21 protein-coding genes and 3 pseudogenes are annotated in these 26716 nt (G+C 42.0%); 14 read left to right on the forward strand and 10 right to left on the reverse strand.

All coding sequences use genetic code 11. The features are described 5' to 3' along the window. Window positions 1–5: 5 nt before the first annotated feature. A complete protein-coding gene (locus tag UYI_RS0121325) occupies window positions 6–1136 on the reverse strand; it encodes a photosynthetic reaction center family protein (RefSeq protein ID WP_016868706.1) in 1131 nt (376 codons plus the stop codon). Window positions 1137–2066: 930 nt separating this feature from the next. On the opposite strand from UYI_RS0121325, the gene UYI_RS0121335 reads away from it, so the two are divergent. From UYI_RS0121335 to UYI_RS0121345, 3 genes and pseudogenes are all read left to right on the forward strand, one after another. Then, complete coding sequence (locus tag UYI_RS0121335; RefSeq protein WP_016868708.1) at window positions 2067–3230, forward strand: response regulator; 1164 nt, start codon at window positions 2067–2069, stop codon at window positions 3228–3230. Further along, window positions 3217–5902 (forward strand): annotated as a pseudogene (locus UYI_RS33060) (ATP-binding protein). The gene UYI_RS0121335 and the pseudogene UYI_RS33060 overlap by 14 nt, the downstream one beginning before the upstream one ends. A 148-nt stretch (window positions 5903–6050) precedes the next feature. After that, entirely contained in the window at window positions 6051–6431 is a 381-nt protein-coding gene (locus UYI_RS0121345) for a response regulator (protein ID WP_016868710.1), read from the forward strand. Here UYI_RS0121345 and UYI_RS37035 read toward each other — a convergent pair. Continuing rightward, window positions 6415–6564 (reverse strand): hypothetical protein, encoded by a 150-nt coding sequence (locus UYI_RS37035; protein WP_157226375.1) that lies wholly within the window; start codon window positions 6562–6564, stop codon window positions 6415–6417. The genes UYI_RS0121345 and UYI_RS37035 overlap by 17 nt on opposite strands. 87 nt (window positions 6565–6651) lie before the next feature. Between UYI_RS37035 and UYI_RS0121350 the strand changes: the two genes are divergently transcribed. The 8 genes and pseudogenes from UYI_RS0121350 to UYI_RS35085 all read left to right on the forward strand — a co-directional run. Further along, entirely contained in the window at window positions 6652–7041 is a 390-nt protein-coding gene (locus UYI_RS0121350; protein WP_016868711.1) for a response regulator, read from the forward strand. A gap of 275 nt (window positions 7042–7316) precedes the next feature. Continuing rightward, window positions 7317–9689 (forward strand): photosystem I core protein PsaA, encoded by a 2373-nt coding sequence (gene psaA, locus UYI_RS0121355; RefSeq protein ID WP_016868712.1) that lies wholly within the window; start codon window positions 7317–7319, stop codon window positions 9687–9689. Window positions 9690–9809: 120 nt separating this feature from the next. Further along, entirely contained in the window at window positions 9810–12035 is a 2226-nt protein-coding gene (gene psaB / locus UYI_RS0121360; RefSeq protein ID WP_026086088.1) for a photosystem I core protein PsaB, read from the forward strand. Between the two features lie 279 nt (window positions 12036–12314). Next, the gene (locus UYI_RS0121365) at window positions 12315–12839 is read left to right on the forward strand and encodes a photosystem I reaction center subunit XI (RefSeq protein ID WP_016868714.1); all 525 of its coding nucleotides are present in this window, start codon (window positions 12315–12317) and stop codon (window positions 12837–12839) included. 72 nt (window positions 12840–12911) lie between these two features. Continuing rightward, complete coding sequence (locus tag UYI_RS33065; RefSeq protein ID WP_009453711.1) at window positions 12912–13115, forward strand: hypothetical protein; 204 nt, start codon at window positions 12912–12914, stop codon at window positions 13113–13115. Window positions 13116–13651: 536 nt separating this feature from the next. Next, window positions 13652–13780: a hypothetical protein gene (locus UYI_RS39800; RefSeq protein WP_258003601.1), complete on the forward strand. Its 129-nt coding sequence runs from the start codon at window positions 13652–13654 to the stop codon at window positions 13778–13780. Between the two features lie 448 nt (window positions 13781–14228). Further along, the gene (gene nifJ, locus UYI_RS0121380) at window positions 14229–17978 is read left to right on the forward strand and encodes a pyruvate:ferredoxin (flavodoxin) oxidoreductase (RefSeq protein WP_016868717.1); all 3750 of its coding nucleotides are present in this window, start codon (window positions 14229–14231) and stop codon (window positions 17976–17978) included. 109 nt (window positions 17979–18087) lie between these two features. Further along, window positions 18088–18264: pseudogene (locus UYI_RS35085) on the forward strand (glycerol-3-phosphate 1-O-acyltransferase PlsY); the annotation flags it as partial. Window positions 18265–18610: 346 nt separating this feature from the next. Here UYI_RS35085 and UYI_RS0121390 read toward each other — a convergent pair. Next, entirely contained in the window at window positions 18611–18847 is a 237-nt protein-coding gene (locus tag UYI_RS0121390; RefSeq protein WP_016868719.1) for a helix-turn-helix domain-containing protein, read from the reverse strand. Between the two features lie 162 nt (window positions 18848–19009). Here UYI_RS0121390 and UYI_RS38095 point away from each other — a divergent pair, with 162 nt between their 5' ends. Both UYI_RS38095 and UYI_RS0121395 read left to right on the forward strand, forming a co-directional pair. Then, window positions 19010–19171 carry a hypothetical protein gene (locus UYI_RS38095; protein ID WP_167325075.1) on the forward strand — a complete coding sequence of 54 codons (162 nt, stop codon included), beginning with the start codon at window positions 19010–19012 and terminating at the stop codon, window positions 19169–19171. A gap of 52 nt (window positions 19172–19223) precedes the next feature. Next, window positions 19224–19598, forward strand: a complete 375-nt coding sequence (locus UYI_RS0121395; protein ID WP_016868720.1) for a hypothetical protein — start codon at window positions 19224–19226, stop codon at window positions 19596–19598. Between the two features lie 84 nt (window positions 19599–19682). Here UYI_RS0121395 and UYI_RS33070 read toward each other — a convergent pair. The 5 genes and pseudogenes from UYI_RS33070 to UYI_RS0121415 all read right to left on the reverse strand — a co-directional run bounded on the left by UYI_RS33070 (window position 19683) and on the right by UYI_RS0121415 (window position 22331). Then, window positions 19683–20126: pseudogene (locus tag UYI_RS33070) on the reverse strand (type II toxin-antitoxin system VapC family toxin). Next, window positions 20114–20353: a hypothetical protein gene (locus UYI_RS0121405; protein ID WP_016868722.1), complete on the reverse strand. Its 240-nt coding sequence runs from the start codon at window positions 20351–20353 to the stop codon at window positions 20114–20116. The pseudogene UYI_RS33070 and the gene UYI_RS0121405 overlap by 13 nt, the downstream one beginning before the upstream one ends. Before the next feature lie 11 nt (window positions 20354–20364). Beyond that, window positions 20365–20934, reverse strand: coding sequence for a Uma2 family endonuclease (locus UYI_RS0121410; RefSeq protein ID WP_016868723.1), 570 nt, complete (start codon window positions 20932–20934; stop codon window positions 20365–20367). 131 nt (window positions 20935–21065) lie between these two features. Next, window positions 21066–21260, reverse strand: a complete 195-nt coding sequence (locus UYI_RS37040) for a hypothetical protein (protein ID WP_102205265.1) — start codon at window positions 21258–21260, stop codon at window positions 21066–21068. A gap of 96 nt (window positions 21261–21356) precedes the next feature. Further along, window positions 21357–22331, reverse strand: coding sequence for an ROK family protein (locus UYI_RS0121415; protein ID WP_016868724.1), 975 nt, complete (start codon window positions 22329–22331; stop codon window positions 21357–21359). Between the two features lie 821 nt (window positions 22332–23152). Between UYI_RS0121415 and UYI_RS0121420 the strand changes: the two genes are divergently transcribed. After that, the gene (locus tag UYI_RS0121420; RefSeq protein ID WP_016868725.1) at window positions 23153–24133 is read left to right on the forward strand and encodes a sucrase ferredoxin; all 981 of its coding nucleotides are present in this window, start codon (window positions 23153–23155) and stop codon (window positions 24131–24133) included. Window positions 24134–24527: 394 nt separating this feature from the next. Here the strand turns inward: UYI_RS0121420 and UYI_RS33075 are convergent, their stop codons facing one another. Both UYI_RS33075 and UYI_RS37045 read right to left on the reverse strand, forming a co-directional pair. Next, window positions 24528–25754 carry an RNA-guided endonuclease InsQ/TnpB family protein gene (locus UYI_RS33075; RefSeq protein ID WP_051035571.1) on the reverse strand — a complete coding sequence of 409 codons (1227 nt, stop codon included), beginning with the start codon at window positions 25752–25754 and terminating at the stop codon, window positions 24528–24530. 771 nt (window positions 25755–26525) lie between these two features. Further along, window positions 26526–26716 (reverse strand): hypothetical protein (locus UYI_RS37045; protein ID WP_235147986.1); only part of this gene is annotated, 191 nt, incomplete at its 5' end.

Below are 26716 nucleotides of genomic sequence, written 5' to 3' on the forward strand. Positions count from 1 at the left end.
GATGCCTATTTCCAAGGCACTACTTCACCTGCTGTTAAGTTTTCAGGGAAGTCATAAATATGGCGTTCATCTAAAATTTTTATTCCTAAAGAAGCCCAATCAATTGTGTCTGCCCAAGTGTGAATAATCTGCCCTTGGCTTTTGATCTCAGGCTGATGAAATTGCAAGTAGTCAAAGTCAAAGGCAGCGATGTCCACACCCAAAGCCGCAGACCAAATTCCTGCTACTGGTAAAGCTGCCAAAAAGAAGTGCAATTTGCGGGAGTTAGGAAAACTAACACGATGCCATATCAAGTGCCATAGGTAAATTTGGGCAAACCTAAAATTATAGGTAGGGTGTTTTTGACCAAGTTTGTACCCTTTGTTAATTGATTCAGACTCGCTGTGATTATGACTGCGAATTAAGGTAGACGTGACTAAGGAACCGTGCATTGCAGCCGCAAAAGCACCACCTAAAACCCCAATCACTCCTAACTGATGCAAAGGATTCATCAAGATATTGTGGTCTGCTTGAAACTGCAACATGAAGTGAAATGTGCCAGATATTCCTAAAGGCATTCCCGCAGATAAGCTACCTTGTCCCACTGGATAGATTAGCAACACTGAAACTGATGCGGCGACGGGAGCAGTAAATGCTAGAGAAATCCAGGGACGCATTCCCAAGCGGTAACTTAGTTCCCATTCCCGATCTTGATAAGCAATGATGCCAATCAAAAAATGCAGCACAATCATTTGATATGGCCCACCATTGTAAAGCCACTCATCAATGGAAGTTGCTTCCCAAATTGGATAAAAATGCAGACCAATTGCAGCCGATGTTGGCACAACAGCAGCAGTAATAATGTTATTTCCAGAAAGTATTGAACCGGAAATGGGCGCACCTATTCCATCCATGTCTACAGGAGGGGCAGCGATGATGGCGATGATAAAAACAGTTGTTGCTGTTAAGATGCAAGGAATCATCAACACACCAAACCAGCCGACATATAGTCTGTTTTCTGTGCTGGTAACCCATGAACAAAATTTTTCCCAATGATTAACTTTTTTGCGTCTTTCTGAGAGTTTGTTTGCTGTTGGCTCAGAAGTGTAATTGCTACTATCTGAGGTTGCAATTACATGGTCTGACTCTAGCTTCATACTCAATACATCCTCATTGAATGGGCAGGAGTTTCCATCGCAGCACACTCTCACACCAGAGGCGATGGCAGGGCTATATATTTGCAGTCAAACCTTCATCAGCTACGACGAAAATATTATTCAAGATTGATGAAAAGCAGAATAGTGAAAAAACATGAAGAACTAATGAAGGAATTAATTTTATTTACATAAATTTACAAAACCATAGTTGATAAGTAAATTTGAGCAGTTTTCAGATAATGGTTCGTAGTAGAGACGTAGCAATGCTACGTCTGGTCATCTGGTGGAATGACGGAAAATCTTTGATGGGGGGTGCAATCCCTGATTGACCAGCTGCATCTTTGGATAATTCGGGAATGTGTAAAAAATTACTCTAGTATTTATAAAAATAAGTAAAGAAATGAAAACTTTATTGAAGCTAAGTAATTAATTTTGTGAGAAATCTGTTAATAATGATTGTAATTGTCAACACAATAATATATTTAGTATGCCCAACTATCCTAAAATGGGAAAATGTTAGTAACATTTTTGTGAACAATCAGTTATTTTTTATTAACCAAACTTTTGATATTCTTGATTTTGATTTTTTGGCGATTATTTCTGATTAATTCAGAACTTACACATTTTTAAAAAATACTTTCATTTTGTAGGCGGAGCCTTCCTAAAGGGTGCGGGGCGATCGCATGGAAATTCTAAAACGCAGCTTGTTAAAATTCTGAAAGGTGAAAAGGCAAATATTCCCTGTTTATCTTTCTCTTGAATTCTTCCTTAGACATCACCAAAAGATGATCTAAAAAGTCAACTGATTAATCGCGAATGTCACGCTTGCTTAACCAATATGGTCAAGTGGGGAAATTTCTTCAAGCTGTCCAAGCTCAAAACCTAAGCGTGTAATTCGATATATTCCCAATCATAACAGGGTGATATTTCATGAGACTTTTATTAGTTGAAGATGACGAGTGTATTGCCAATACTCTAGAAAATATTCTTGGGAATCAACATTATGTTGTCGATGTTGCAAATGATGGGGAATTAGGCTGGGAGCTTGTAGAGGCTTTCAAGTATGACTTAATTTTATTGGATGTCATGCTACCGAAGTTGGACGGTATTCAGCTTTGTCAAAGGTTACGTTCTCATAATTATCAAGCTCCCGTACTACTATTAACAGCGCAAAATTCTAGCACTCATAAAGTAATGGGATTAGATGCTGGAGCAGATGATTATCTTGTGAAACCTTTTGACATGTCAGAATTATTAGCTCGGATTCGGGTTTTATTGCGGCGGCGAAATTCAACTCTACAAACGGTTTTGGAATGGGAAAACCTGCGTCTTGATCCTGGTAAATGTGAAGTTGTCTATAACAATCACCTTCTCAATTTAACTCCCAAAGAATATCGTTTGCTAGAGCTTTTTCTTCGCAACGGGCATCAAGTTTTTAGCCGCAGCGACATTTTAGAACACTTGTGGGCAACAGAAGAAGCTCCCCAAGAGGATACAGTTACGGCTCATATCAAAGGTTTGCGACAAAAACTTAAACAAGCAGGAGCGGAGAATGATTTTATTGAAACGGTGTATGGACTGGGTTATCGTCTGAAAGTATTTACATCTTCTCAAAAAATGTCACAAAAAACAAAAGAAAATCACAGATTAAATGGTGCAAAACCAAGTACAAAACAACAGATAAGAGATTTATTTTATGAGGCTCAAGATTTACATAATAATATACAACAAACCAAAGCAGCGTTAACTAAATTATGGGAGAAGTTGAAAGTTAAGAGTTGCGATCGCATCAGCATCTTAGAGCAAGCCACCGCAGCATTACTAGAGAACAACTTGGGAGACGAATTAAGACAAAAAGCACAACAAGCAGCACATAAACTAGCAGGCGCTTTGGGCATCTTTGGTTTTATCAAAGGTTCGCGTTTGGCTTTTGAAGTAGAGCAAATGTTGCGATCGCATATGAACATTAATCACAATCAAGTGTTGCATTTGTACAACTTGGTTATAGCCTTAAAGCAAGAAATACAGCAGCCTGCGTTTGCAGAACTAGAGAAAATACTTTGCCATGATATTTTAGATGATGCCATCGAATAATCCCCATTCCAAGGCGTTAAATCAGACTAACACTGCTGGTGAAAAGCAAATCACTTCTTTAGAAGTATTGCTACATCGGATGATGAATCGCATTCGCCAATCTCTGGAATTACCAGCGATACTCTCAATAACTGTCGCCGAAATCCGTGGATTCTTGGAGACTGACCGGGTTAAAATCTATCGATTTGATACAGATGGTAGTGGTGAAGTGGTAGCAGAATCAGTGGATCAAGAACGTCTACCATCCTTGCTAGGGCAACACTTTCCTGCTCAGGATATTCCACAAGAAGTTAGAGAATTATTTTTGTTGGCTCGTCAGCGTTCAATTGTGGATGTAGCAACACAACAAATTGGACTCAGCCCTGGGCCGGAAGCTGACGAATTTATCGAACTTAAAAATGACATGCGATTTCGTTCAGTAGATCCTTGTCATGTAGAATACCTCACCTCAATGGGAGTGCAATCTTCTTTAGTAGTGCCAATTTTGCATTGTCAGCAATTATGGGGCTTATTAGTTTCACATCATAGTTTACCGCGCCAAGTGACAGAGCGAGAATTACAAGTGGTGCAGTTAGTCGCAGATCAATTATCAATTGCGATCGCTCAATCTACTCTCCTCGAACAAAGCCGCCTCCAAGCCCAACAAGAAGCCACAATTAACCGCGTTGCCAAGCTGCTACACTCCATGACACAGATGCAGGTGCAACAAGCACTAGAATTAACTGTATCAGCACTACAAGGCGCAGGCGGCAGAGTTTGCATCATCCCCCAGAACCCTGGTGAGAAAGCGCAGTTGTTTACTACTGGCAAACAGCCTGACACAAGACAAGGGAGACAAGGGGGAAAAAGGGGAAAAAGGGGACAAGGGAGACGACTTGGGGGACGACTTGGAGGAGTAATAAATTCTTCGTCTTTCCCCACTCCTCACACTCCCCTTGAAGAATATCCTAGCTGGCGAGAATGGCTAAGAATGGAAACAACTGTTGTTGAAGAAAGCCCAGTTTGGGTTGTTAATGATTTGTATCAAGCGGCACTACAGTCAGATTTAGCACAGGCGTTTTTGAAGTCTGGGATTCGTACTTTGTTAATTTTGCGCTTGCAATATCGGCAGCAGATTTTGGGTTACTTAAGTATTTTTCGTAACGAAATAGACATAGAAACCATCTGGGCACGACGACCAGACCGCGATGATGAGAGACATTTGTCCCCGATTAAATCCTTTGAGGTCTGGCGAGAGTTGAAGCGAGGTCAAGTCCAAGAATGGAAAGCTACGGAAATTGAACTTGCCCAAGCTTTGGCTAGTCACTTTGCAATGGCAATTCATCAGTATCAACTGTATCAGCAAGTCAATGCTCTCAACGCCAACTTGCAGTGCGATATCGAAGAGCGCAAGCAAGCTGAGAAAAAAATCTGTGCATTGAATGCCGAATTAGAGCAACGAGTTCAAGAGCGAACCGCAGAGTTACGACGAGCCAATAGACGATTGTTGGAAGAAATCAACGAACGAGAACGCGCACTTCGCGATCGCAAGCAAACACAAGCCTCACTAGAACGCCTTAGTCGGCAAAGCGAGTTAATTTTGAACTCAGCCGGCGAGGGAATTTATGGTTTAAATTGTCAGGGCAAAATTACTTTTGTAAATCCAGCAGCAGCAAGAATGCTGGGATATGGGGTGAAAGAACTAATCAATCTGTTTATGCACGAAGTCGTGAAGCATTCTAGACCCGACGGTGTCCGCTATTTTTTGGAAGATAACCCCATCTACGCTACCTTGCAAAATGGAACAGTACAACATGTTACTGACGACATATTCTACCGCCGCGATGGTTCAAAATTTCCAGTAGAATACGTCTCTACACCAATTCGAGAAACAAAAAAAAATTGTTGGTGCTGTAGTTATTTTTAAGGATATAACCGAACGACAAATAATAGAACGGATGAAGGATGAATTTGTTTCTGTTGTCAGCCATGAGTTACGAACACCTTTAACCTCAATTCGCAGTGCTTTAGGCTTGTTGGCACGGGGTTCCTTAAACAATCAACCCGAAAAAAGTCAGCGGATGCTAGAAATTGCCTTTGATAACACCAACCGTTTAGTGCGTTTGATCAATGACATCCTTGATATTGAGCGCATCAATTCAGGCAAAGTGACGATGCACAAACAAACTTGTAACGCCGCAGACTTAATGATTCAAGCTGTGGATGAAATGCGAGCAATGGCTGAGAAAGCAGAAATTCACCTAGAACTGACACCAGCATCAGTGCAATTATGGGCAGATCCAGACCGCATCATCCAGACAATTACTAACTTACTCAGCAACGCTATTAAATTCTCACCTCCAGGTAGCACAGTATGGCTAAGTGTTGAACTTCAACAAGAGGGGGAAGTGAGGAAAGCCGATTGTGTGGAGAAAAATAAATTTACTACTCCCCCTACTTCCTATCTCTTGTTCCAAATCAAAGACCAAGGGCGAGGTATTCCTGAAGATAAACTAGAGACAATTTTTGACTGCTTTCAGCAAGTCGATGCTTCTAATTCCCGTCATCAAGGGGGTACTGGCTTGGGATTAGCAATTTGTCGCAGTATAGTACAACAGCATGGAGGCAAAATCTGGGCAGAGAGTATTTTAGGGAAGGGTAGCACCTTCTATTTCACGTTGCCTATTGGTTAGTGATTGGGGATCGGGGAATGGGGAAAGGGGAATGGGGAATAGGGAATGGGAAAAATACCAATCACTAACTACTAACTACTAACGACTAACTACCAACTACTAACCATTAACTACTAACTACTAACCACTAACTACTAACAACCAACAAATGACAAAACGCATTTTGATTATTGATGATGAACAGGATATCCGAGAAACTACCCAGATGTGTCTAGAGATAGCTGGCGGATGGGAAGTCCTAACAGCAGTTTCTGGTAGAGAAGGTCTGATCAAAGCTGCAACAGAAAAACCTGATGTTATTCTCTTGGATGTGATGATGCCGGATATGGATGGGTTAACAACCTTGCAAAACCTCCAAAAAAATCCTACTACTCAGAATATTCCAGTAGTTTTGCTCACAGCAAAAGCACAGGCTGCCGAACAACGTCAGTTTACTCAACTCAAGATAGCGGCAGTCATTACCAAGCCCTACGATCCTTTTACCTTATCCGATCAAGTGCTACAGGCATTAATCAGTGGGTCGGTGTGAATATATTTCGTGTAATAGCTGTTGGTTGTTGTTTTTGGAGTACATCAACTTTACCGTCTGTGCTCTTAGCAATGACTGCGATCGCATAGAGGACTAAGTCTGTTTGCTGATGCAGCTTTTTAACCTTCTTCACTAATTATTCACATTTATTGCCTACTCTACAAGAAGCTGGGATTCTACGTCTGCCAGCGAATTGAGGCAAGATGAGGCAAGAAGGTAAATGTTAGTAGTGGCAATCCGGCGCATTTTACTGATTGAAAATGAAAACGCTATTCGGGAATTGACCCAGCTTTGCTTGGAAACAGAGGCAGGCTGGGAAGTGCTGACAACAGCATCCAGTTATGAAGCGATTGTTAAAACTGAGACCGAGCAAGTCGATGCTATCCTCATGGATGTGGATGCTTTTGTCTGCGAGCAAGACTTGTCTACAACCCTGCAACAGCTACAAAGTAACCCTGTAACCCATCATATTCCTGTAATTTTATTAACAACTGTAACAACCGGGGATGTATCCCAGATGGTAAAACTTGGGGTGAGGGCTGCGATCACTAAGCCTTTTGATCTCATGGCTCTAGCTAAACAAGTAGCTGAAGTGCTGAATTGGAATTAGTTTTTGTAATTTTTTATTAATAACTATCTTCCTTCATCAGTTCTTCATTTTTTTTTCTTATTCTCTAAGGAAAGGGTTATTCAGCTACTTGATGTCTCTTGAGCGAATAATTTATCTACAGATAATCCAGCGTCACTGTTAATCCAATCGCTGGCTTTTTTCTGTTGGTTAGTGGCAATAGTTAATCGCCAAACTAACAACCAACAAAAAACTTAAATACAGCTACTTTGAGCAGAGTAAAGTTCTCATTTCTTTAATAGAAGAGGGAGAGTTCAATGACTCTTACGCCAGAGCGAGAGCAAGAGCAAGAGGCGAGGGTTGTAGTTGATAACGATCCAGTGGCAACTTCTTTTCAGAAGTGGTCGCAACCAGGACACTTTGACCGCACCCTTGCCAAAGGCCCCAAAACCACAACCTGGATTTGGAACTTACATGCTAACGCCCACGATTTCGACACTAATACTAGCGATTTAGAAGACATATCGCGCAAGATTTTTGCTGCCCATTTTGGGCATCTAGCGGTGGTGTTTATTTGGTTAAGCGGCATGTATTTTCATGGTGCTCGCTTTTCCAATTTTGAAGCTTGGATGGCAAATCCAACTGCTATTAAACCGAGCGCCCAAGTTGTTTGGCCGATATTTGGCCAAGAAATTTTGAATGGAGACATGGGCGGTGGTTTCCACGGCATTCAAATTACATCTGGGCTTTTCCAAATGTGGCGTGCTGCTGGTTTCACCAATACATTCCAGCTGTATTGCACTGCGATCGGCGGTTTGGTAATGGCAGCGCTGATGCTGTTTGCTGGTTGGTTCCACTATCACAAACGCGCTCCCAAACTGGAATGGTTCCAGAATACCCAGTCGATGTTAAATCATCACTTGGCTGGGCTTTTGGGTTTGGGCTCATTGGGTTGGACAGGACACCTAATCCATGTTTCCCTACCCACTAACAAGCTGTTGGATGCTGGAGTAGCTCTGAAGGATATTCCTTTACCGCATGAGTTCATCTTGAATCCCAGTTTGATGAACAAGTTATATCCCCATGCAGATTGGGGCTTTGTGAAAGGTGTAGTACCTTTGTTCACCTTGCAGTGGGGACATTTTACTGACTTTCTCACCTTTAAGGGTGGGCTTAACCCTGTAACTGGTGGCTTGTGGTTGACGGATGTTGCACATCATCATTTAGCGATCGCGGTAATGTTCATCATTGCCGGTCACATGTATCGTACTAACTGGGGTATTGGTCACAGCATCAAAGAAATGCTGGATGATGCCAGAACTCCAAACATGCTGCCATTTTTAAGCTTTATTGGGCCTGTCGGTCACAAGGGTCTATTTGAAGTCCTTACGACTTCCTGGCACGCTCAACTGTCAATTAATTTGGCAATGTTGGGTTCTCTGAGCATCATCATCGCCCATCACATGTATGCGATGCCGCCCTATCCCTATTTGGCAACAGACTACGCAACTGTAGTATCTCTGTTCACTCACCATGTGTGGATTGGGGGTTTCCTAATAGTTGGTGCGGCAGCCCACGCAGCGATTTACATGGTGCGGGACTACGATCCAGAACAAAATTTCAATAATGTGCTGGATCGGGTACTACGCCATCGGGATGCAATTATTTCTCACCTTGTTTGGGTGTGTCAGTTCCTTGGCTTCCATAGCTTTGCTATGTATTGTCACAACGACACCATGCGAGCTTTTGGTCGTCCTCAGGATATGTTCTCGGATACGGGAATTCAACTACAGCCAGTGTTTGCCCAGTGGTTACAACATATCCATACGATGACCATAGGAAATCCAGCACTCCAAGTTGCTGCACCTTTGGGTCATGCTTTCGGTGGCTTGCGAAATTTGGAACTAACAGGATTGGGAACCACAGCTCCTAATTTGCACGAACCTGTCAGTTATGCTTTCGGTGGTGGTGTAGTGGCTGTGGCTGGGAAAGTGGCGATGATGCCCATTACCTTGGGTACAGCAGATTTCTTAATTCACCACATTCACGCCTTCACAATTCACGTCACTGTTCTGGTACTGCTGAAAGGGGTTTTATTTGCCCGCAGTTCCCGTTTAATTCCAGATAAAGCTAATTTAGGCTTCCGCTTCCCCTGCGATGGGCCGGGGCGAGGTGGTACTTGCCAGGTATCGGCTTGGGATCATGTATTCCTGGGTTTGTTCTGGATGTACAATTCTCTCAGTATGGTGATTTTCCACTTCTTCTGGAAGATGCAGTCAGATGTCTGGGGGACAGTGGGAGCAGATGGGGTAGTTACTCACATCACTGGTGGAAATTTTGCGACTTCATCAATAACAAATAACGGTTGGTTGCGTGATTTTCTTTGGGCGCAATCAGCACAAGTGATTACATCGTACAATACATCACTTTCAGCCTACGGCTTAATGTTCTTGGGCGGACACTTCATTTTTGGCTTTAGTCTGATGTTCTTATTCAGTGGTCGTGGCTACTGGCAAGAACTGATTGAATCGATAGTTTGGGCACACAACAAGTTGAAAGTTGCCCCAGCTATTCAACCTCGTGCTTTGAGCATCATTCACGGTCGGGCTGTAGGGGTTGCTCATTACCTTTTAGGAGGAATTGTCACTACTTGGGCTTTCTTCCTGGCACGAATGACGGCATTTGGATGAAGTCAAAAGGAAAAAGGCAAAAGGTAAAAGAAAGAATTTAACTTGTGTACTTTTTGCTTTTTCTGGCTATATCTACTTCATTTTTGCCTTTTTACTTTTTACTTTTTACTTCTTTGGCTTATGGCTACTAAATTCCCAAAATTTAGCCAAGACCTTGCAAATGATCCGACAACACGTCGGATCTGGTATGCGATGGCCACTGCCCACGATTTTGAAAGTCATGATGGGATGACGGAGGAAAATCTCTATCAAAGTATTTTTGCCTCTCACTTTGGTCATCTAGCAATTATCTTTCTGTGGGCATCGGGGATTTTGTTCCACGTTGCTTGGCAAGGTAATTTTGAGGTATGGATTAAAGACCCTGTGCATGTGCGTCCTATCGCCCATGCGATTTGGGATGCTCAATTTGGGCCAGGAGCAATTGAAGCTTTCACCCAAGCAGGAGCAAGAAACCCTGTAGATATTTGCTATTCCGGCGTCTACCACTGGTGGTACACCATCGGGATGCGGACAAATACCGATCTGTATGTTGGTGCTTTGTTCTTAATTCTGCTAGCGTCAGTCTTCTTGTTTGCAGGTTGGTTACATTTGCAACCTAGATTTCGTCCCTCGCTGAGTTGGTTTAAGAATGCAGAACCTCGTTTGAATCACCATTTAGCAGGTTTGTTTGGTGTTAGTTCTCTGGCTTGGGCTGGTCATTTAGTACACGTCGCCATACCAGAATCTCGCGGTCAACATGTAGGCTGGAATAACTTCTTATCTACCCCACCTCATCCCGCTGGTTTGTCGGCGTTTTTCACGGGGAATTGGGGAACATACGCTCAAAATCCTGATACCGCCCAGCATGTATTTAATACTTCTCAAGGTGCAGGAACCGCAATTCTCACGTTCTTAGGTGGTTTCCATCCCCAGACACAATCATTGTGGCTGACGGATATGGCACACCATCATTTAGCGATCGCAGTCCTCTTGATTATTGCGGGTCATATGTACCGCACTAATTGGGGCATTGGTCACAGTCTCAAAGAGATGATGGATTCAAAGACTTTCTTTGGTAGAACAGTTGAAGGGCCATTCAATCTGCCTCACCAAGGACTGTACGAAACAGTAAACAATTCTCTACATTTCCAACTTTCTTTGGCGCTAGCTTGCCTGGGGGTTGCTAGCTCTTTGACGGCGCAGCACATGTATTCCATGCCGCCTTACGCTTTCATCGCTAAGGACTTTACCACGATGGCGGCATTATACACACACCATCAGTATATTGCCGGCTTTTTAATGATAGGGGCATTTTCCCATGCTGCTATATTCTGGATTAGAGATTACGATCCAGAACAAAATAAGGGTAATGTCCTAGAGCGAGTCTTGAAGCACAAAGAAGCTATTATTGCTCATCTAAGTTGGGTATCGCTATTCTTAGGCTTCCATACCTTGGGTTTGTATGTCCACAATGATGTAGAAGTAGCCTTTGGCGCGGCTGATAAGCAAATCTTGATTGAGCCAGTGTTTGCTCAGTTTATTCAGTCGGCAAACGGTAAAGTTTTGTATGGGTTTCATACACTACTATCAAACCCAGATAGTGTTGCTTTCACAGCATGGCCCAACTATGCCAATGTCTGGCTGCCAGGGTGGTTGGATGCAATCAACAATGGGACTAACTCATTGTTCTTGACCATTGGACCGGGTGACTTTTATGTTCATCATGCGATCGCTCTCGGTTTGCACGTCACCACCTTGATATTAGTAAAAGGTGCGTTGGATGCTCGTGGTTCCAAGCTAATGCCTGATAAAAAAGACTTTGGCTACGCCTTTCCTTGTGATGGCCCCGGTCGAGGTGGCACTTGTGATATCTCAGCTTGGGATGCGTCTTACCTCGCTGTCTTCTGGATGCTTAACACTCTGGGTTGGGTAACGTTCTACTGGCATTGGAAGCATCTATCTATCTGGCAAGGGAATGTTGCTCAATTCAACGAATCCTCTACCTATCTCATGGGTTGGTTCCGAGACTACCTGTGGGCAAACTCAGCTCAGTTGATTAACGGCTATAACCCCTACGGAACCAGTAACTTAGCTGTTTGGGCTTGGATGTTCCTGTTTGGACACTTAGCTTGGGCTGTTAGCTTCATGTTCCTAATTACATGGCGGGGTTACTGGCAAGAGTTAATCGAAACCCTGGCTTGGGCACACGAACAGACACCCCTGTCCTTTGGCTACTGGAGAGATAAACCCGTTGCTTTGTCAATTGTTCAGGCTCGTTTAGTCGGCTTAACTCACTTTACTGTTGGTTATATCGCTACCTACGGAGCCTTTTTAATTGCCTCAACGGCAAGTAAATTTGGTCAATGAATCAACTGTTGACAGTTAATTTTTAACTGTCAACAGTTAACAAATAAACTTCAATTATCAAGTTTGTATTTTGTTATTTTTACTTCAGAAATCAATTATTAAAAATATTAAGTTTCGACCTCCTCTCTTGCTTGACTGAGCAAGAGACTTTCCTATTTATGTTTGCATTATTGTTAATAATATTATTAAAATCATCTAAAAATATATTTTTAGAAATCGATAATTGATATATTGAAAATTAAGACAACATCAACCAATTCAGTACAAAGGGTAATAACAATGTCTAATACAGTTGATACAGTAGATAACGATATAATTAAACCTTTCAAAGGCGATCCCTGTCTTGGTAATCTATCCACTCCTATTAATGATTCTCCTTTAGCTAAAGCTTTCATCAATAATTTACCTGCTTATCGCAAAGGGTTAACTCCTTTCATGCGGGGACTGGAAATTGGTATGGCTCATGGCTATTTTCTTGTGGGACCAGAGGTTGTAATTGGGCCTTTACGGGAATCAGCACATGGAGCAAATCTGAGTGGATTAATCACTGCTATATATATAGCTGTATCCGCTTGTTTAGGAATTTCCATTTTTGCGATTACAACATTTCAAGGAAATCCGAAAGGTTCTTACAGTTCCTATTCCAAAGATTCCTTAAGACCATTGAGAACTCGTGAAGAATGGAGCCAATTAAATGGGGGAATTTTTCTTGGTGCAATGGGTGGTGCTATATTTGCATACTTGCTACTCGAAAACTTTGACTCTTTGGATGCCATTCTTAGAGGAGCCGTTAATGCTAGCTAAATGTTACTTTCTTAACACAAATTTTGCATTGGATAAATTTGAGTTTTAAATTTTGAGTTTTAGAGGAATTGTATGATGGTAGATATGACACAACTAACAGGTGACTATGCTGCTTCATGGCTACCCTGGATCATGATTCCCCTAGTTTTCTATATTTTGCCTTTTCCTGTGTTTGCCATAGTATTTTTATGGATTCAAAAAGAAGTCTCTGAGGAAATCAAAGAAACAGATAATAATCTTGCAGAAATCGGGGAACTTGAAGTACCTAATTCGTAAAAGAGTATCCTGAAAAAGTAAAAAGTAAAAATAAAATCCCCATAAGTTTAGGAGATTTGAAAGAGACGCATGAAAAAGTAAAAAGAACCAAGTAAAAAGAAAGATGAATTTAATATTTCTTTTAACTTTTTACTTGTACAAGCGCTGTGCGTCTCTCAAAAAATCTTTTTACTTTTTTCAGAAATGAATAATGGGCATTACACAATGGGTGATACCAAATCCGGTTTTTAAAACCCCCAAAAAGTGTATTGTGTAATCACAACAGAAAAGCTGAGTGAAATGAGTGGTTGACAACCATGCCAAAGAAAGCACATTTAGAAAGCCATTTGAGTGCAGAAGAACTGAAGCGGCGCCTACCTTCATGCATCAGACCCTGTAGAGTCTAGAAGATGGCATTTGCTGTGGATGGTATGTAGTGGGTGGACTTTGAAGAAGGCGGCGCAGGCGATCGCCGGTTGTATGATGAGACGCTGACGGGACGACAATACGCGATGAAGAGCTTGCTGTATAAAGAGTGTAGCAATTCGTGTGAAGTTATGAAAACCGAACGCGAAAGAGAAGAATTAATTAAAGCTATTAATGATCCCATCGCAGAAACCAAAAACGGTGGTCATGGATGTCACCGAAAGCCCCATAGAATGCCATTTAATTGCTGGGATTTATAACTATGTACTTCAACCTGCCAATTAATTTTTCCCAATTTTCTCCAACCCATTAATTTATCACAAAACTTTTCTGCAAGAGGTCTAATGAAGACAAAGTCGCTGGAATTCTGATTAATTAATTCTTGAACCTCTACCCCAAAATTTTTTTATATTTTCTGAAAAGCTAACTCATGGGTAGTTTTTTGGCATGAGTACAGTTATTAATTAACATCAATCCATACATTTTTTGTGAATGAGATAATCTAAATAATTAATAAATATGTCTAGGTAATCCCAAAACTAAAGTTTTGGGCTGAAAGCTTAAACCCGTTAAAACGGGTTATAAACTGTACGAAAATATTTCGTTTTAAATTCAACATACCCATACAAATGCTACAAATGCTTCGCCCCTACTAACCACTAACTACTAATTACCTTAACTTTTGGGGGTAGCTTGCAGGAGGAAATAATGCACACAACCTTTGCAACCATTGATGGGAATGAGGCTGTAGCCCGTGTTGCTTACCGTTTAAGTGAAGTCATAGCCATCTATCCCATCACCCCCTCTTCGGCCATGGGTGAATGGGCTGACGCTTGGTCAGCGTCAAATCACCCTAATTTGTGGGGTACTGTTCCCAGTGTAATTGAAATGCAGAGTGAAGGTGGAGCGGCTGCGGCTGTACATGGGGCACTACAAACGGGTTCTCTCACAACTACATTTACTTCGTCACAGGGATTATTGTTGATGATCCCTAATCTGTACAAAATTGCTGGAGAATTAACTAGTGCAGTAATTCATGTGGCTGCCCGTGCTTTAGCTACCCATGCTTTATCCATTTTTGGCGATCACAGTGATGTTATGGCAGCCCGTGGTACTGGGTTTGCATTGCTGTGTTCTGCCTCTGTGCAAGAAGCACATAATTTTGCTCTCATTGCCCAAGCTGCGACGCTGGCGGCGCGAGTGCCATTTATGCACTTTTTTGATGGTTTTCGCACCTCCCATGAAATTCAGAAAGTCCAGTTGCTGGAAGATGACGATTTGCGATCGCTCATTGATGAAGAATTAATCCTCGCCCATCGCACCCGCGCTTTAACTCCAGATCACCCTGTATTGCGGGGAACTGCCCAAAACCCCGATGTGTATTTTCAAGCCCGCGAACGTGCTAACCCTTACTACAATGCTTGTGCAGAAATTGTCCAGCAAGTCATGGATAGATTTGGGGAACGCACGGGACGACATTATCAAATTTACGAATATTATGGGGCAAGTGACGCCGATCGCGTAATTGTCCTCATGGGTTCTGGCTGTGAAACAGTCCATGAAACAGTAGATTATCTCAACGCCCGTGGTGAAAAAGTCGGTGTTGTTAAAGTCAGACTCTACCGCCCCTTTGATGTGCAAAGATTTGTTCAGGCTTTACCAAAAACCACAAAAGCGATCGCGGTTCTGGATCGCAGCAAAGAACCAGGTTCAGCCGGCGAACCGTTGTATCTCGATGTCGTCACCGCTATTCACGAAGCATGGGAATTGCACAACGAGATAAAGGGACAAGGGGGACAAGAAAGACAAGGGGATGACGAAAATGTTTATACTCCCCACACCCCTCACACCCCTCACACTTCCCACATCTCCCCACTGCCCCTAATCCCCACTCCCAAAATCATCGCCGGTCGCTACGGTCTTTCTTCTAAAGAATTTACCCCGGCAATGGTGCGGGCTATTTTCGACAATCTTGCCCAACCGCAACCGCAAAATCACTTTACTGTTGGTATTCATGACGACATAACTAATACTTCCCTAACTTTTGACCCCAACTTCTCTACTGAACCAGACCACGTCGTCAGAGCCATGTTTTACGGGTTGGGTTCTGATGGGACGGTGGGTGCAAATAAAAACTCGATCAAAATTATTGGTGAAGAAACTGATAACTACGCCCAAGGTTACTTTGTTTACGATTCCAAAAAATCTGGCTCGATGACAGTTTCTCACCTGCGTTTTGGCCCGAAACCAATTCGCTCTACTTATCTTATTGGTAAAGCGAATTTCATTGGTTGCCATCAGTGGGTTTTCTTGGATCGAGTAGATGTACTGAAAGATGCTGTATCTGGGGCAACTTTCTTACTCAACAGTCCTTATGATGCTGATACTGTCTGGAAATATCTGCCAGAGAAAGTACAGCAGCAGATTATTAGCAAACAACTAAAATTTTACGTTATAAATGCTACTCAAGTCGCCCGTGAAAGTGGCATGGGGGGACGAATCAATACAATAATGCAAGTATGCTTCTTTGCCTTAGCAGGAGTTTTACCCCAAGCAGAAGCGATCGCCAAAATTAAGCAAGCGGTTGAAAAGACATACGGTAAAAAAGGTGCAGAAGTCGTCCGCAAGAATCTGCAAGCGGTAGATCGGACGCTGGAAAACTTGCAGAAAGTCGATGTTCCAAGATGGGGTGATGGGGAGATGGGGAGATGGGGGGCTAGGGGTCCCCACTTTGTGGGGTTGGGGGGCAATGGGGAGATAGGGAGATGGGGAGAAATCGAAAATCTTGAGAGTGCGCCAGAGTTCGTGCGAGAAGTCTTAGGCAAAATTATCAGGTGGGAAGGAGATGATTTACCTGTCAGTGCTTTACCTGCTGATGGAACTTTCCCCACGGGTACTTCTCAATGGGAAAAACGCAATATCGCCTTAGAAATTCCGGTTTGGGAAGCTGATATCTGCGTACAATGCAGCAAGTGTGTGATGGTTTGTCCCCATGCGGCAATTCGTAGTAAGGTTTATCCCGAGAGTAAACTGGCAAATGCTCCCCTAACATTCAAATCAATTGCTGCCAAAGATAAAGACTTTGCAGGACAGAAATTTACAATTCAAATAGCACCGGAAGATTGTACAGGATGCGGTATCTGCGTTGAAATTTGCCCTGCAAAAAATAAATTGCAGCCAGAAACTAAAGCAATTAATATGAAGCCACAGCTACCTTTACGGGAGCAAGAACGGGAAAATTGGAATTTCTTCTTGAATTTACCAAATCCTGACCGACGGCAACTAAAATTAAACCAAATTCGCCAACAACAACTGCAAGAACCATTGTTTGAATTTTCTGGTGCTTGTGCGGGTTGTGGTGAGACACCTTATTTAAAACTACTATCACAACTATTTGGCGATCGCGCGATGATAGCCAACGCCACTGGTTGTTCTTCTATTTACGGTGGAAATCTACCCACAACTCCTTGGACTAAGAATTCTGAAGGTAGAGGCCCGGCATGGTCTAATAGTTTATTTGAGGATAACGCCGAATTCGGTTTTGGTTTTCGCTTATCTTTGGATAAACATGCTGAATATGCTGCGGAATTATTGCGGGAGTTAGGGAACAGGGATCAGGGATTGGGGATGGGGTTAATTTCTGAGGATTTAGTTGAATCTCTTCTCAATGCACCCCAAAAAACCGAAGCAGATATTCACGATCAAAGACAAAGGGTAGAATTGCTCAAACAGCGATTAGATGAACTTTTAATTGATCAAAACAATCCAAAATCCAAAATCCAAAATCTAAAATCCCTTGCTGATTATCTTGTCAAAAAGAGTGTCTGGATTGTGGGCGGTGATGGTTGGGCTTATGATATTGACTTTGGCGGATTGGATCATGTGCTTGCCAGTGGTCGAAATGTCAATATCTTAGTCATGGATACAGAAGTATATTCCAACACAGGCGGTCAATCTTCTAAAGCTACTCCACGAGCTGCGATCGCGAAATTTGCCTCTAGTGGTAAGCCTGCTGCCAAGAAAGATTTGGGACTAATGGCTATGAGCTATGGTAATGTCTACGTAGCGAGTGTAGCTTTAGGCGCACGAGATGATCAAACACTGAAAGCATTTTTAGAAGCCGAAGCTTACAACGGCCCATCACTGATTATTGCTTACAGTCATTGCATAGCCCACGGCATTAATATGACCACAGCCATAAACAACCAAAAAGCTTTGGTAGAATCGGGTCGTTGGTTGTTGTATCGCTATAATCCAGAGTTGCGACAACAGGGTAAAAATCCTCTGCAATTAGATATGCGATCGCCCAAACAATCACTAGAAGCATCAATGTATCAAGAAAATCGCTTCAAAATGCTTGTCAAGAGTAAACCCGAACTTGCTCAACGCCTACTACAACAAGCGCAAGCAGAAGTAGACGCCCGTTGGCAATTATATGAGTATTTGGCAGCACAATAAATTATGAGTTAAGTTATCTGTGTGAACCAGATCCCCGACTTTTTTAAAAAGTTGGGAATCTTTTGGGAATTGAGAGCAATCGCACTACAAAATAATGCCGATACATTGAGTCGTAGCAATCTCAAGGATTATGTCTTTAAGTTTAATTTCTAGTGCGATCGCAGTTTCCATTTTCATGCTACTCCTGCACCAACCCCTACCCTACATCTTGTTTGGCGTTGCGGCTGGTTTGTATGTAATTTTGCTTGAGCGCATCATCGCAGGTACTGAACCAAAATTAGGATAGAAATTACAGACACAGATACCGGAAAGCGTTTTGCGATCGCACTACTTATCATCAGTGTCACCTCATAGAACAAGTTTACGCGCTTCTTCAAACACCAGAACATCTTGGAAGTTAGTATTTGCATCGCTATGTTATCTAAACGCAACCCCTGCATTGTTAATGCATCGGCTTACATTGTTAATGCATCGGCTTACATTACGAATGCATCGGCTTACATTGTTAATGCATCGGCTTACATTACGAATGCATCCGCTTACATTGCGAATGCATCGGCTTACATTACGAATGCATCCGCTTACATTGCGAATGCATCGGCTTACATTGTTAATGCACCAACCTGCAAAAACTAACCCATCGTGTCCGTAACATCCTTTATATTTATTTCTTCATACACAATAAAATCTCCTGGTTGCCATTTATACGTACGGCAAAGCTTCTCAATTACATCGCGACCAGGAATGTAGTCAGGGTGATCATAAAGGCGATATGCCGTGTTTTGGGCTAATCCCGTCTTTTTCCAAAACTGATATCTAGTTTCGCCAAGCGCATCTATTAAATATTTGATGCGGTTTTTAACAGCCATTTTTTTCGCGTTTATCTACAAATTTTAGTATATAATCACACGAATAGTATAGTTATTATTAACTATACTTACGATAGTGATATAATCGAATTATAGAGAAAGCGCCCCGTCTCGCAAACTGAAGCGCTTTCCTTATCCATAGTATTCATGGAGATTTCCATTATGCCACAACCCATTCTTTGCCAAACACCCACAAGAGGCTGGGTGAATTTGGCTTACGCTCGTCAAATTCAGTTTCGCAAGATTCATATTCATATGTCTTGGCAATTTACCTGTCGCATTATTTGGAGCAACGGCGACAGTGACATTTTATTCTACTGTTAGCTTTGCTGTTGTAATGGGCACATTAAATAGGTAGTTTACCACGTATATGTCAATGGCTAGCCCAGATATAACACGCCGTTTGTCCCCTCAAACAATTAGTCAAGATATTGACTCATTTCACGGTTTGCAAACCATCAAAACCTACGAAACAACCCGTGCTGATGCCTCTGTTGATAACTTACAGCAAGCTTACCAGACAATGATGACGCAACAACAAGCCGAAACCGAGAAACTAGCTCTATACCGTGCAGCTGCTGATGCTGCTAGATTAGCAGAATGGGAATTTCACAATGCTGTATTAGCCATGAAAGAAGTCGTGCGGGGACAATATGGATCAGACAGTGATCAAGCCCAAGCCGTTGGATTGAAGAAAAAATCAGATCGGAAGCGTCCCAACCGTAAAAAGCCAGTTGCGGCTGCAAGTTAAATAACTTAAATAACTAATCATTGGGCGTTGCTGAATTGGAATATAGACATTCTCTAAATTTGTGTAACGCCCAATCTCCAAAGTTCAAGATGCTAATCTTTCACTAAGAATAACGACAGGTAAACTGAGAACATTACGAAAGCCTTGATCATTTGTGAGAAATTGATTGCAACTCATAGATAAGGCAGTCGCCGCATGAATAGCATCTGGTGTTTTGAGGTTAGTTGTAGCCCGAAGTTTACCAGCTTGTCACAGTATGGATTGACTAATAGGAATCAACTGAATTTGCGATGATAATAACAATTCTTCATAGTCTGCTACTAAAGAAATATTGCCATTACGTAATGGAACAACTAAAACCTCCATTAATATTAGTTCACTGCTGATAATTTGAATTTCTCCAGCGTAGAACTTATACCATAGTGGTTGCAACAGAGAGTAATGCTCTGGATTATCTTCAATGGTATAAATCACAATCGAAGTATCTATATAAATAGTACTAAAGGATGGAAGTATTAGCTCTCCCATGATAAGCGTTCTTCTTGTATTTGTCTGTCTATATCCTCAGCAGTTCGAGAAGGGTGTCTGCTGCGACTTTCTTCTATAATTTCTATCACTGAACGCTTTTTGGTTTCTACTTTTTGTGGCAAAACCACAAAGACATCTACACTATCACCAATTTGAGCTTCTGGGATTTCAATTTCTATTTTGTTTCCTGGTAAAACTTTGGTTGTGATATGTAAAGCTGATTGCATAAATTTTTGCCCTAAACACTTAAAACATCTTCGTAAATATCTGCCATTGTCAAGCTTAAGCCAACAGAATCTAAACTTAATTCATTATCTTTGCCTAACATTTCTAGTAACCAATTGCCTTGAGAATCTTTACGATAAACTTCTATTTTCATATCATCTTGGGAAACTAATACATATTCCCGTAAACTTTCTAATTCTTGATAATTAACGAGTTTTTCTCGCTTGTCTGTGACTTCTGTACTTGGTGATAGCACCTCTATAATTAGGCAAGGATAATTTAAAAAATAGCGGTCTTGGTCTTGGGAATCGCAAGTAACAACCACATCAGGATAGTAAAATATATTGTTATTTTGATTCGCTAATTCTATCCTGACTTTCATATCAGCCATAAACACACTACAGGAACCACCCCGTAAATGAGAACGTAAGCGTGAGTAGATATTCCCAGCTATGAGATTATGTTCCTTGCTACTGCCAGACATAGCAAAGATTTGACCACCAAGATACTCATGGCGAACCTCACTATATTGTTCTAATTGGAGGTATTCATCAATAGTTAGGTAGGTTAATGGTAAAGACATGGTTTGAGTGAAAAAAATTGAGTTTACTACCAATACTACTCGAAACCATCTCCTTCAATTACTGTTTCCGATTTCCTTACTGATTATACTCTCCCCGTAGTAATAAAAGAGGGATTAGTGTTCTCCAAGCTTTAAGAGAGTGGCTGCGCTGCAAAGAAATCTGGGTAGTGGCGTAAATAGAAGGTTCCTCGTACAGCAAGGAGCTTATTCTCAGTCTGAGCTTGATGCAGCAAAAGCCGCCTACGATGCGCTCGTCGCGCGATACTAATAGGGGCATTAGTAGCGTCTAATTCGGCAAATGGTGCAACGTAGACTTTTTCGCCCAAGGTAATATTTGTTTACGAACTAGCTGGTGCATAGCTCCTATATTGAACGACTCTTACTGATTTTATTATTACTATGCACTACTACCTACTACTCATCTACTTCTCGCCATAATGCCTGGAAGCCGCTTCTAGAGCAAGTGTCACTGCACCCCATAATGGTGCGTCATCACCCAACCCTGCTGGAACAACCTCAAAATTAATCTCTGGTAAAGCCGTCTGTTGCGCCACCTTCCGAATCACCTGCCAATATCCTTCCCCCGCCTTCGTCACACTCCCACCCAAAACAAACCGCTGCGGATTAATCAAATTTGCCACATTGCCAATACCCACACCCAACGCCCAAGCCGAACGGTGTAAAATTTCTTGTGCTAACTCATCACCCTGCGCCGCCGCCTCACTCACAACCTTCCCAGTAATTAACTCCAAATTCCCATTCACTAAACCCCTCAATATCTCCCCTCCGCGTCCTCTGCGCCTCTGCGGTTCATTCAATAAAATCTCCCTCACATCCAACGCCATATATGGTCCCGACGCCAACCTTTCCACACATCCCCGCTTGCCACACAAACATACTGGCCCAGCTGGATCTACTACCATGTGTCCAATTTCTCCAGCCATACCTTCCGCACCCCGCCAAGGCTTACCGTTGAGTATCCAACCACCACCTACACCAGTGCTAACGGTAATGTAAAACAAACTATCATACCCAACCCCTGCACCATACCTGTATTCACCCAACGCCGCTACATTAGCATCGTTGTCAACACCAACACTCACACCATATTCCTCCGCCAACAACTGCCGCAAAGGAATATTTTCCCAACCAGGAACATGATGTGATAGTCTGACTGTACCGCTATTGGCATCTACAGGCCCACCAAAACTAACACCAATAGCCGCTGGTTTTTCTCCTGGCAATAGAGAATGAATGAGCGATCGCATAATCTCCAAATCAGTGTTAGCATCAGCATTGGCTGGTGACAAACGCCGTTTGTAACCCAACCACTCTTGAGAATCAGCATGTGCGATCGCTGCATAGACAAAGCCATGTGTATTAAAAAATACTTGCAACTAAGATTAACGTAAGTTAAATTCGAGGCAGATGCTTGTTTGTAAGTGTAAATTTATTTTTTAACAGGAGGTGGAGAAACATCACATATTGATTGAATCAGACTGGAGTATTGAGTAAAAATACTTCTTATGGCTGTGTTTTAGTCAATAAGTAATTGTTAATATTTTTATTAACCTTAAAATATTTGAGTTCAAGTTAAAAACATTAACATTGGCTCTATTTCCTGGTGTTTTTTATTTTTTTATAAAATAGTTGAGAATAATTTGCAATATGAACCAATTTGAATATATATTTAAATCAGATATTGGGGAAATTTTCTTAACCAATACTTTCGCAGGGAAATCAGTAATTGCATCTACTGAACAAGTGAATCAATGTACTCATAATTTGTTTGAACATTGATGAGATAAAAGTACAAACATCAAGAAACCCTTGATTACAGCATTCATTACATACAGCCAATAAATATAAATTTGGCTACTTTTACTGTCAAAACAAAGTTAATAAAGTCTACTTTTGAACACTGACAAATTTTACAATTTCTGTTTGCAACAAAGGAGGATTTTTTCAAACAATGTTGATGTCCTTTCTGAAAAAAATGTTTACAGCACAAACCTTAGCGAGAATTAATGTTATAAAGTGGCTACCAGGATTGGGCTGGAAGATAGCGATTATTCCTGTTTTCTCTTGTTTGCTAGTTAGGGCATGATTTTTTAACTCATCAATTAGCAAACAGTTTTTACAGAGAGATTGTAAATAAACATACTATCTCTTTTGGTCATATGATTTGTTCCCTAAGTACACCCATCATTACGCTTCAATGAACACTTTCTTTTGTTCCGATAATTCCCGCATCATAGGAGAAGATATTATTGGTAGTGTTGCCAATCACCAAACTTATGTATTAATTGAGTGTCCAACTCCTTGGGCCGCAGAAGCCTTTCATTCTCGCTGGGTTCCAGAAAATTTGCGGACTTTGGTAGAGGAGGTGAAACGTGCAAAGCTACCAATTAAATTTCTATTAATTGCTAATAATTTTTCGCATAAATCAGACAGCACAACCCTTTTGATTTATCAACAACAAGAAGGGTTGATTAATGGTTTCTGTAAGCGAGAGTACAAATTAGAAAATATCCAACACGCAGCAGCAGTAATTAAAAAATTCTTATGGAATAGAAACTCTGGAGGTTATGAATTAGATACAAATTCAACACGAGATATTCTTGTATGTACCCACGGTAGTCACGATAAATGCTGCTCTCGATACGGTAATCCTTTTCATTTTCATGCTACAAATATTGTTGCTGATTTGAATTTAGATAATGTGCGTATTTGGAAATCTAGTCATTTTGGTGGACATCGGTTTGCACCAACTTGCATAGACTTTCCCGAAGGTAGATATTACGGCAATCTCAATCAAGATTTATTTAAATCGATTGTAACTCGTAGTGGCGATATTAAATCTTTAGAAAAAGCTTATCGTGGCTGGGGAATATTACCAAGTTCAATTCAAGTTGTGGAAAGAGAATTGATGTTGCGTTATGGATGGGATTGGTTTAAATATAAAGTAGCAGGTAGAATAATTGAGCAAAGTGCAGACAAAAAGACAATTCGGGCTGAGTTAATTTTTGAAAAACCTGATGGTTCACAATATAATTATCAGGCTAGATTGGTAAAAGACGAAACAAAAACAGTGGAACTGAAAAGTTCTTGCAATGCCACACAAGAATCAGTATTTGTCAAGTATGCTGTTACTAGTCTTTGGCTGACTTCTACACAATTTGTCACAGTAACAGCGTAAGATCGTAACGTTTTTCAACGCAGAGGGACGCAAAGTCAGCGCGGTGAGACCAGCCCCCAAAAAGGCGGTCTCCGTCACGTAGACACGAAGCGGTGAGGGGGTCGCAGTCTTGGACGCCATGTGACGCCACGTGTTACAACTGTTGGAACCCCCAAGGGCGCAGTGGCTCCTTTATGCCGGGAGAAGAGTCCACCGCAGTGGCTGGGCTTTGGGTCACGTAGACGTGGAGCGGCTTCCCGTAAGGGTATGCGAACCCCCGTAGACGCCCGGAGGGCGGCTTCTCGTACGCCGTAAGGCGTGAGCGTAGGGTAGAGTACCCGGAGGGCTTAAGGTAAGGGTAGGGAGACTGGCGAATCCGAAGGGAGGAAGGCAGAGTTTTTCTGCATAGAATTCGCTACGAATAAATAAAATGCTGTACTAAGAAAACGTAAACTACCCACACGCTCCCTTGCGGTAGAGTGTGGGCTTTCAGCAGCCCTGAAAAGTCGGTACTGAGATTACAGCACAAACCGTTCGAGCCTCCAGGCTGGTTTACAGACAGCCCCAATAATGCAATCATTTTCGCTCCATTCAAATCAGCATCACAGGACAACCCACAATTGCCACATTTAAATTTTTTCTCAGAGCGCAAGCCGATGTGCAAGCATTGATTACAGGTTTGGCTCGTGTATCGAGGAGAGACGGCTATCACCTCAACGCCGTTTCTTAATCCCTTATATTCCAGAAACATCCGCAATTGATAAAACGCCCACGAGTTGCTTCTACGACGTTCTGTTTTGTTGCGCGGTTTTTGGTTTGTTCTTTCACGAATACCAGTCAAATCCTCAATAGCTACAAGCGCTTGTTCACTTTTGGCTTGCTGAATGATTGTTTTGCTTATGTTGTGGTTCACCCACGCTTGAAATCGTCTCTCCCGCCCCGATAGCCGTGCCAAGACCTGACGACATCTACGTCGGCTAGACCTTGTGCGTGTGGAAGCTTTTCTTTGAACAGACGCCCTTGTTTTACTGTATCTATCCCTCGTCTTGGTTAACTGTTTACCACTCCATGAATCACCGTTGCTGGTTGCGGCAATATCACGGCGTCCAAAATCAACACCTATTACTTTTTTGGTTGGCTGTGGATCTGGGACTTCGTCTTTAAGCTGGATGTGGATGTAATACTGACCATCGCGGTGCTTACACAATTTAGCGCTTGTTGGTTTACGTCCTTTCAGCTTGCCGCGTTGATAATTACCAGCATCAATTTTGATGTGTTCCCGACCAGACAATGTAGTCAGGCTTACTGTCCAGTCTTTCTCTGTGAATGCAAAAATCCTGGCATCATAGTCAGCACTGGTCGGTTTAAACGCTTTAACAGGTTTCCCTTGGCGTTTGGCTGCTAGTCGATTAGCACCCACTCTGGCGCAAGCTCTCACAGCTAAGTTTGCGGCTAACCCAAACTTTGAACGCAAATCCTCATAAACAACGTTTTGAATAGTTGTTTTGCTAGTTATTTGCGGCTTGATAACTTCATTGGTGTAGTTGCAAGCCGCAGCAAAAGCATGAAGAACTACTTCCAGTTTCTCAGACTGTGTTGCGGTAGGGTTGAGTTTACAAACTAGCGTAAGTACTTGTTCGATGAGTTCGACCTACTCACATATGATAATAATATTTTAGACTACAATTGTTCGTGTTGCGTTCCCGGAGATTGCTAAAAACTCAACTATCCCCTCTTCCGCGTTAACCGACGCTCAACATAAGTCGGGGGTTTCGCTAAAATTATGCAAAACTGGGCTTGGAAGATTGCCTGAAGAAATAGGCAGGCTTCTTGGTATAGTCGATATGCAAATAGGTCTAGTTGCGAAGTCTTTAAAAGCCTGCCTATTTCTAGGTTTCGGCTCCCATACTTTGCAACAAGGAGGGTTTAGACGAGAAGAATTGGACTTTGAGCTACCAACCCTCCTTGTTGCTCCCTCCTTGCAAGACTTTAAATCTATGCAAAATATATAAGGTTGCCCAGTTTTGCACGGATTTATCCAAGGGATGTTTCGTTTTTAACCCGCAATTCCTCTCAACACCGAATCAATAAATTACGGTGTGAGCCTCCTTACGCAAACAGGTGAAGTTGCTCATGCTACGGTTGTGCCACTTTAAATAGAAGGTAGGGTAAAACATTTGTGATGCGGCTGCTGTTCGCTTCTACAAGTTTGTCGCGCAAGTGCTTTACCCACAGGAAATTAATAGTTAATTGAATAGTTGTTTGAGCAAAAGTTGTCAAATAACTATTTTTCAGCAATAATCACGTTTGTATCTTCATTTGCTGAAGACTGGTTTTGTGTTAGCTGCTTCTTAACAGTTACTAAATAAACTGCTAACAAAATTGTAAATAGAATACCTTCCATAGCCACCTCCTAAGGGTGATGCAATGTATTTACTGATAAGCGATCGCTTAATTCCATACTTAATACATCACCACGTTTACACCTAATTCCCAAGTACAGTACAAATAACTTAACTTTTTTTGGCTGTTTTGAGGGGGAAGTGGGGAGATGGGGAGATGGGGAGATGGGGAACTCACCGGCCCCCACTCCCCCAAGGGAGT

Origin of the sequence: Fischerella muscicola PCC 7414 (assembly GCF_000317205.1) — a bacterium.
GTDB lineage: Bacteria > Cyanobacteriota > Cyanobacteriia > Cyanobacteriales > Nostocaceae > Fischerella > Fischerella muscicola.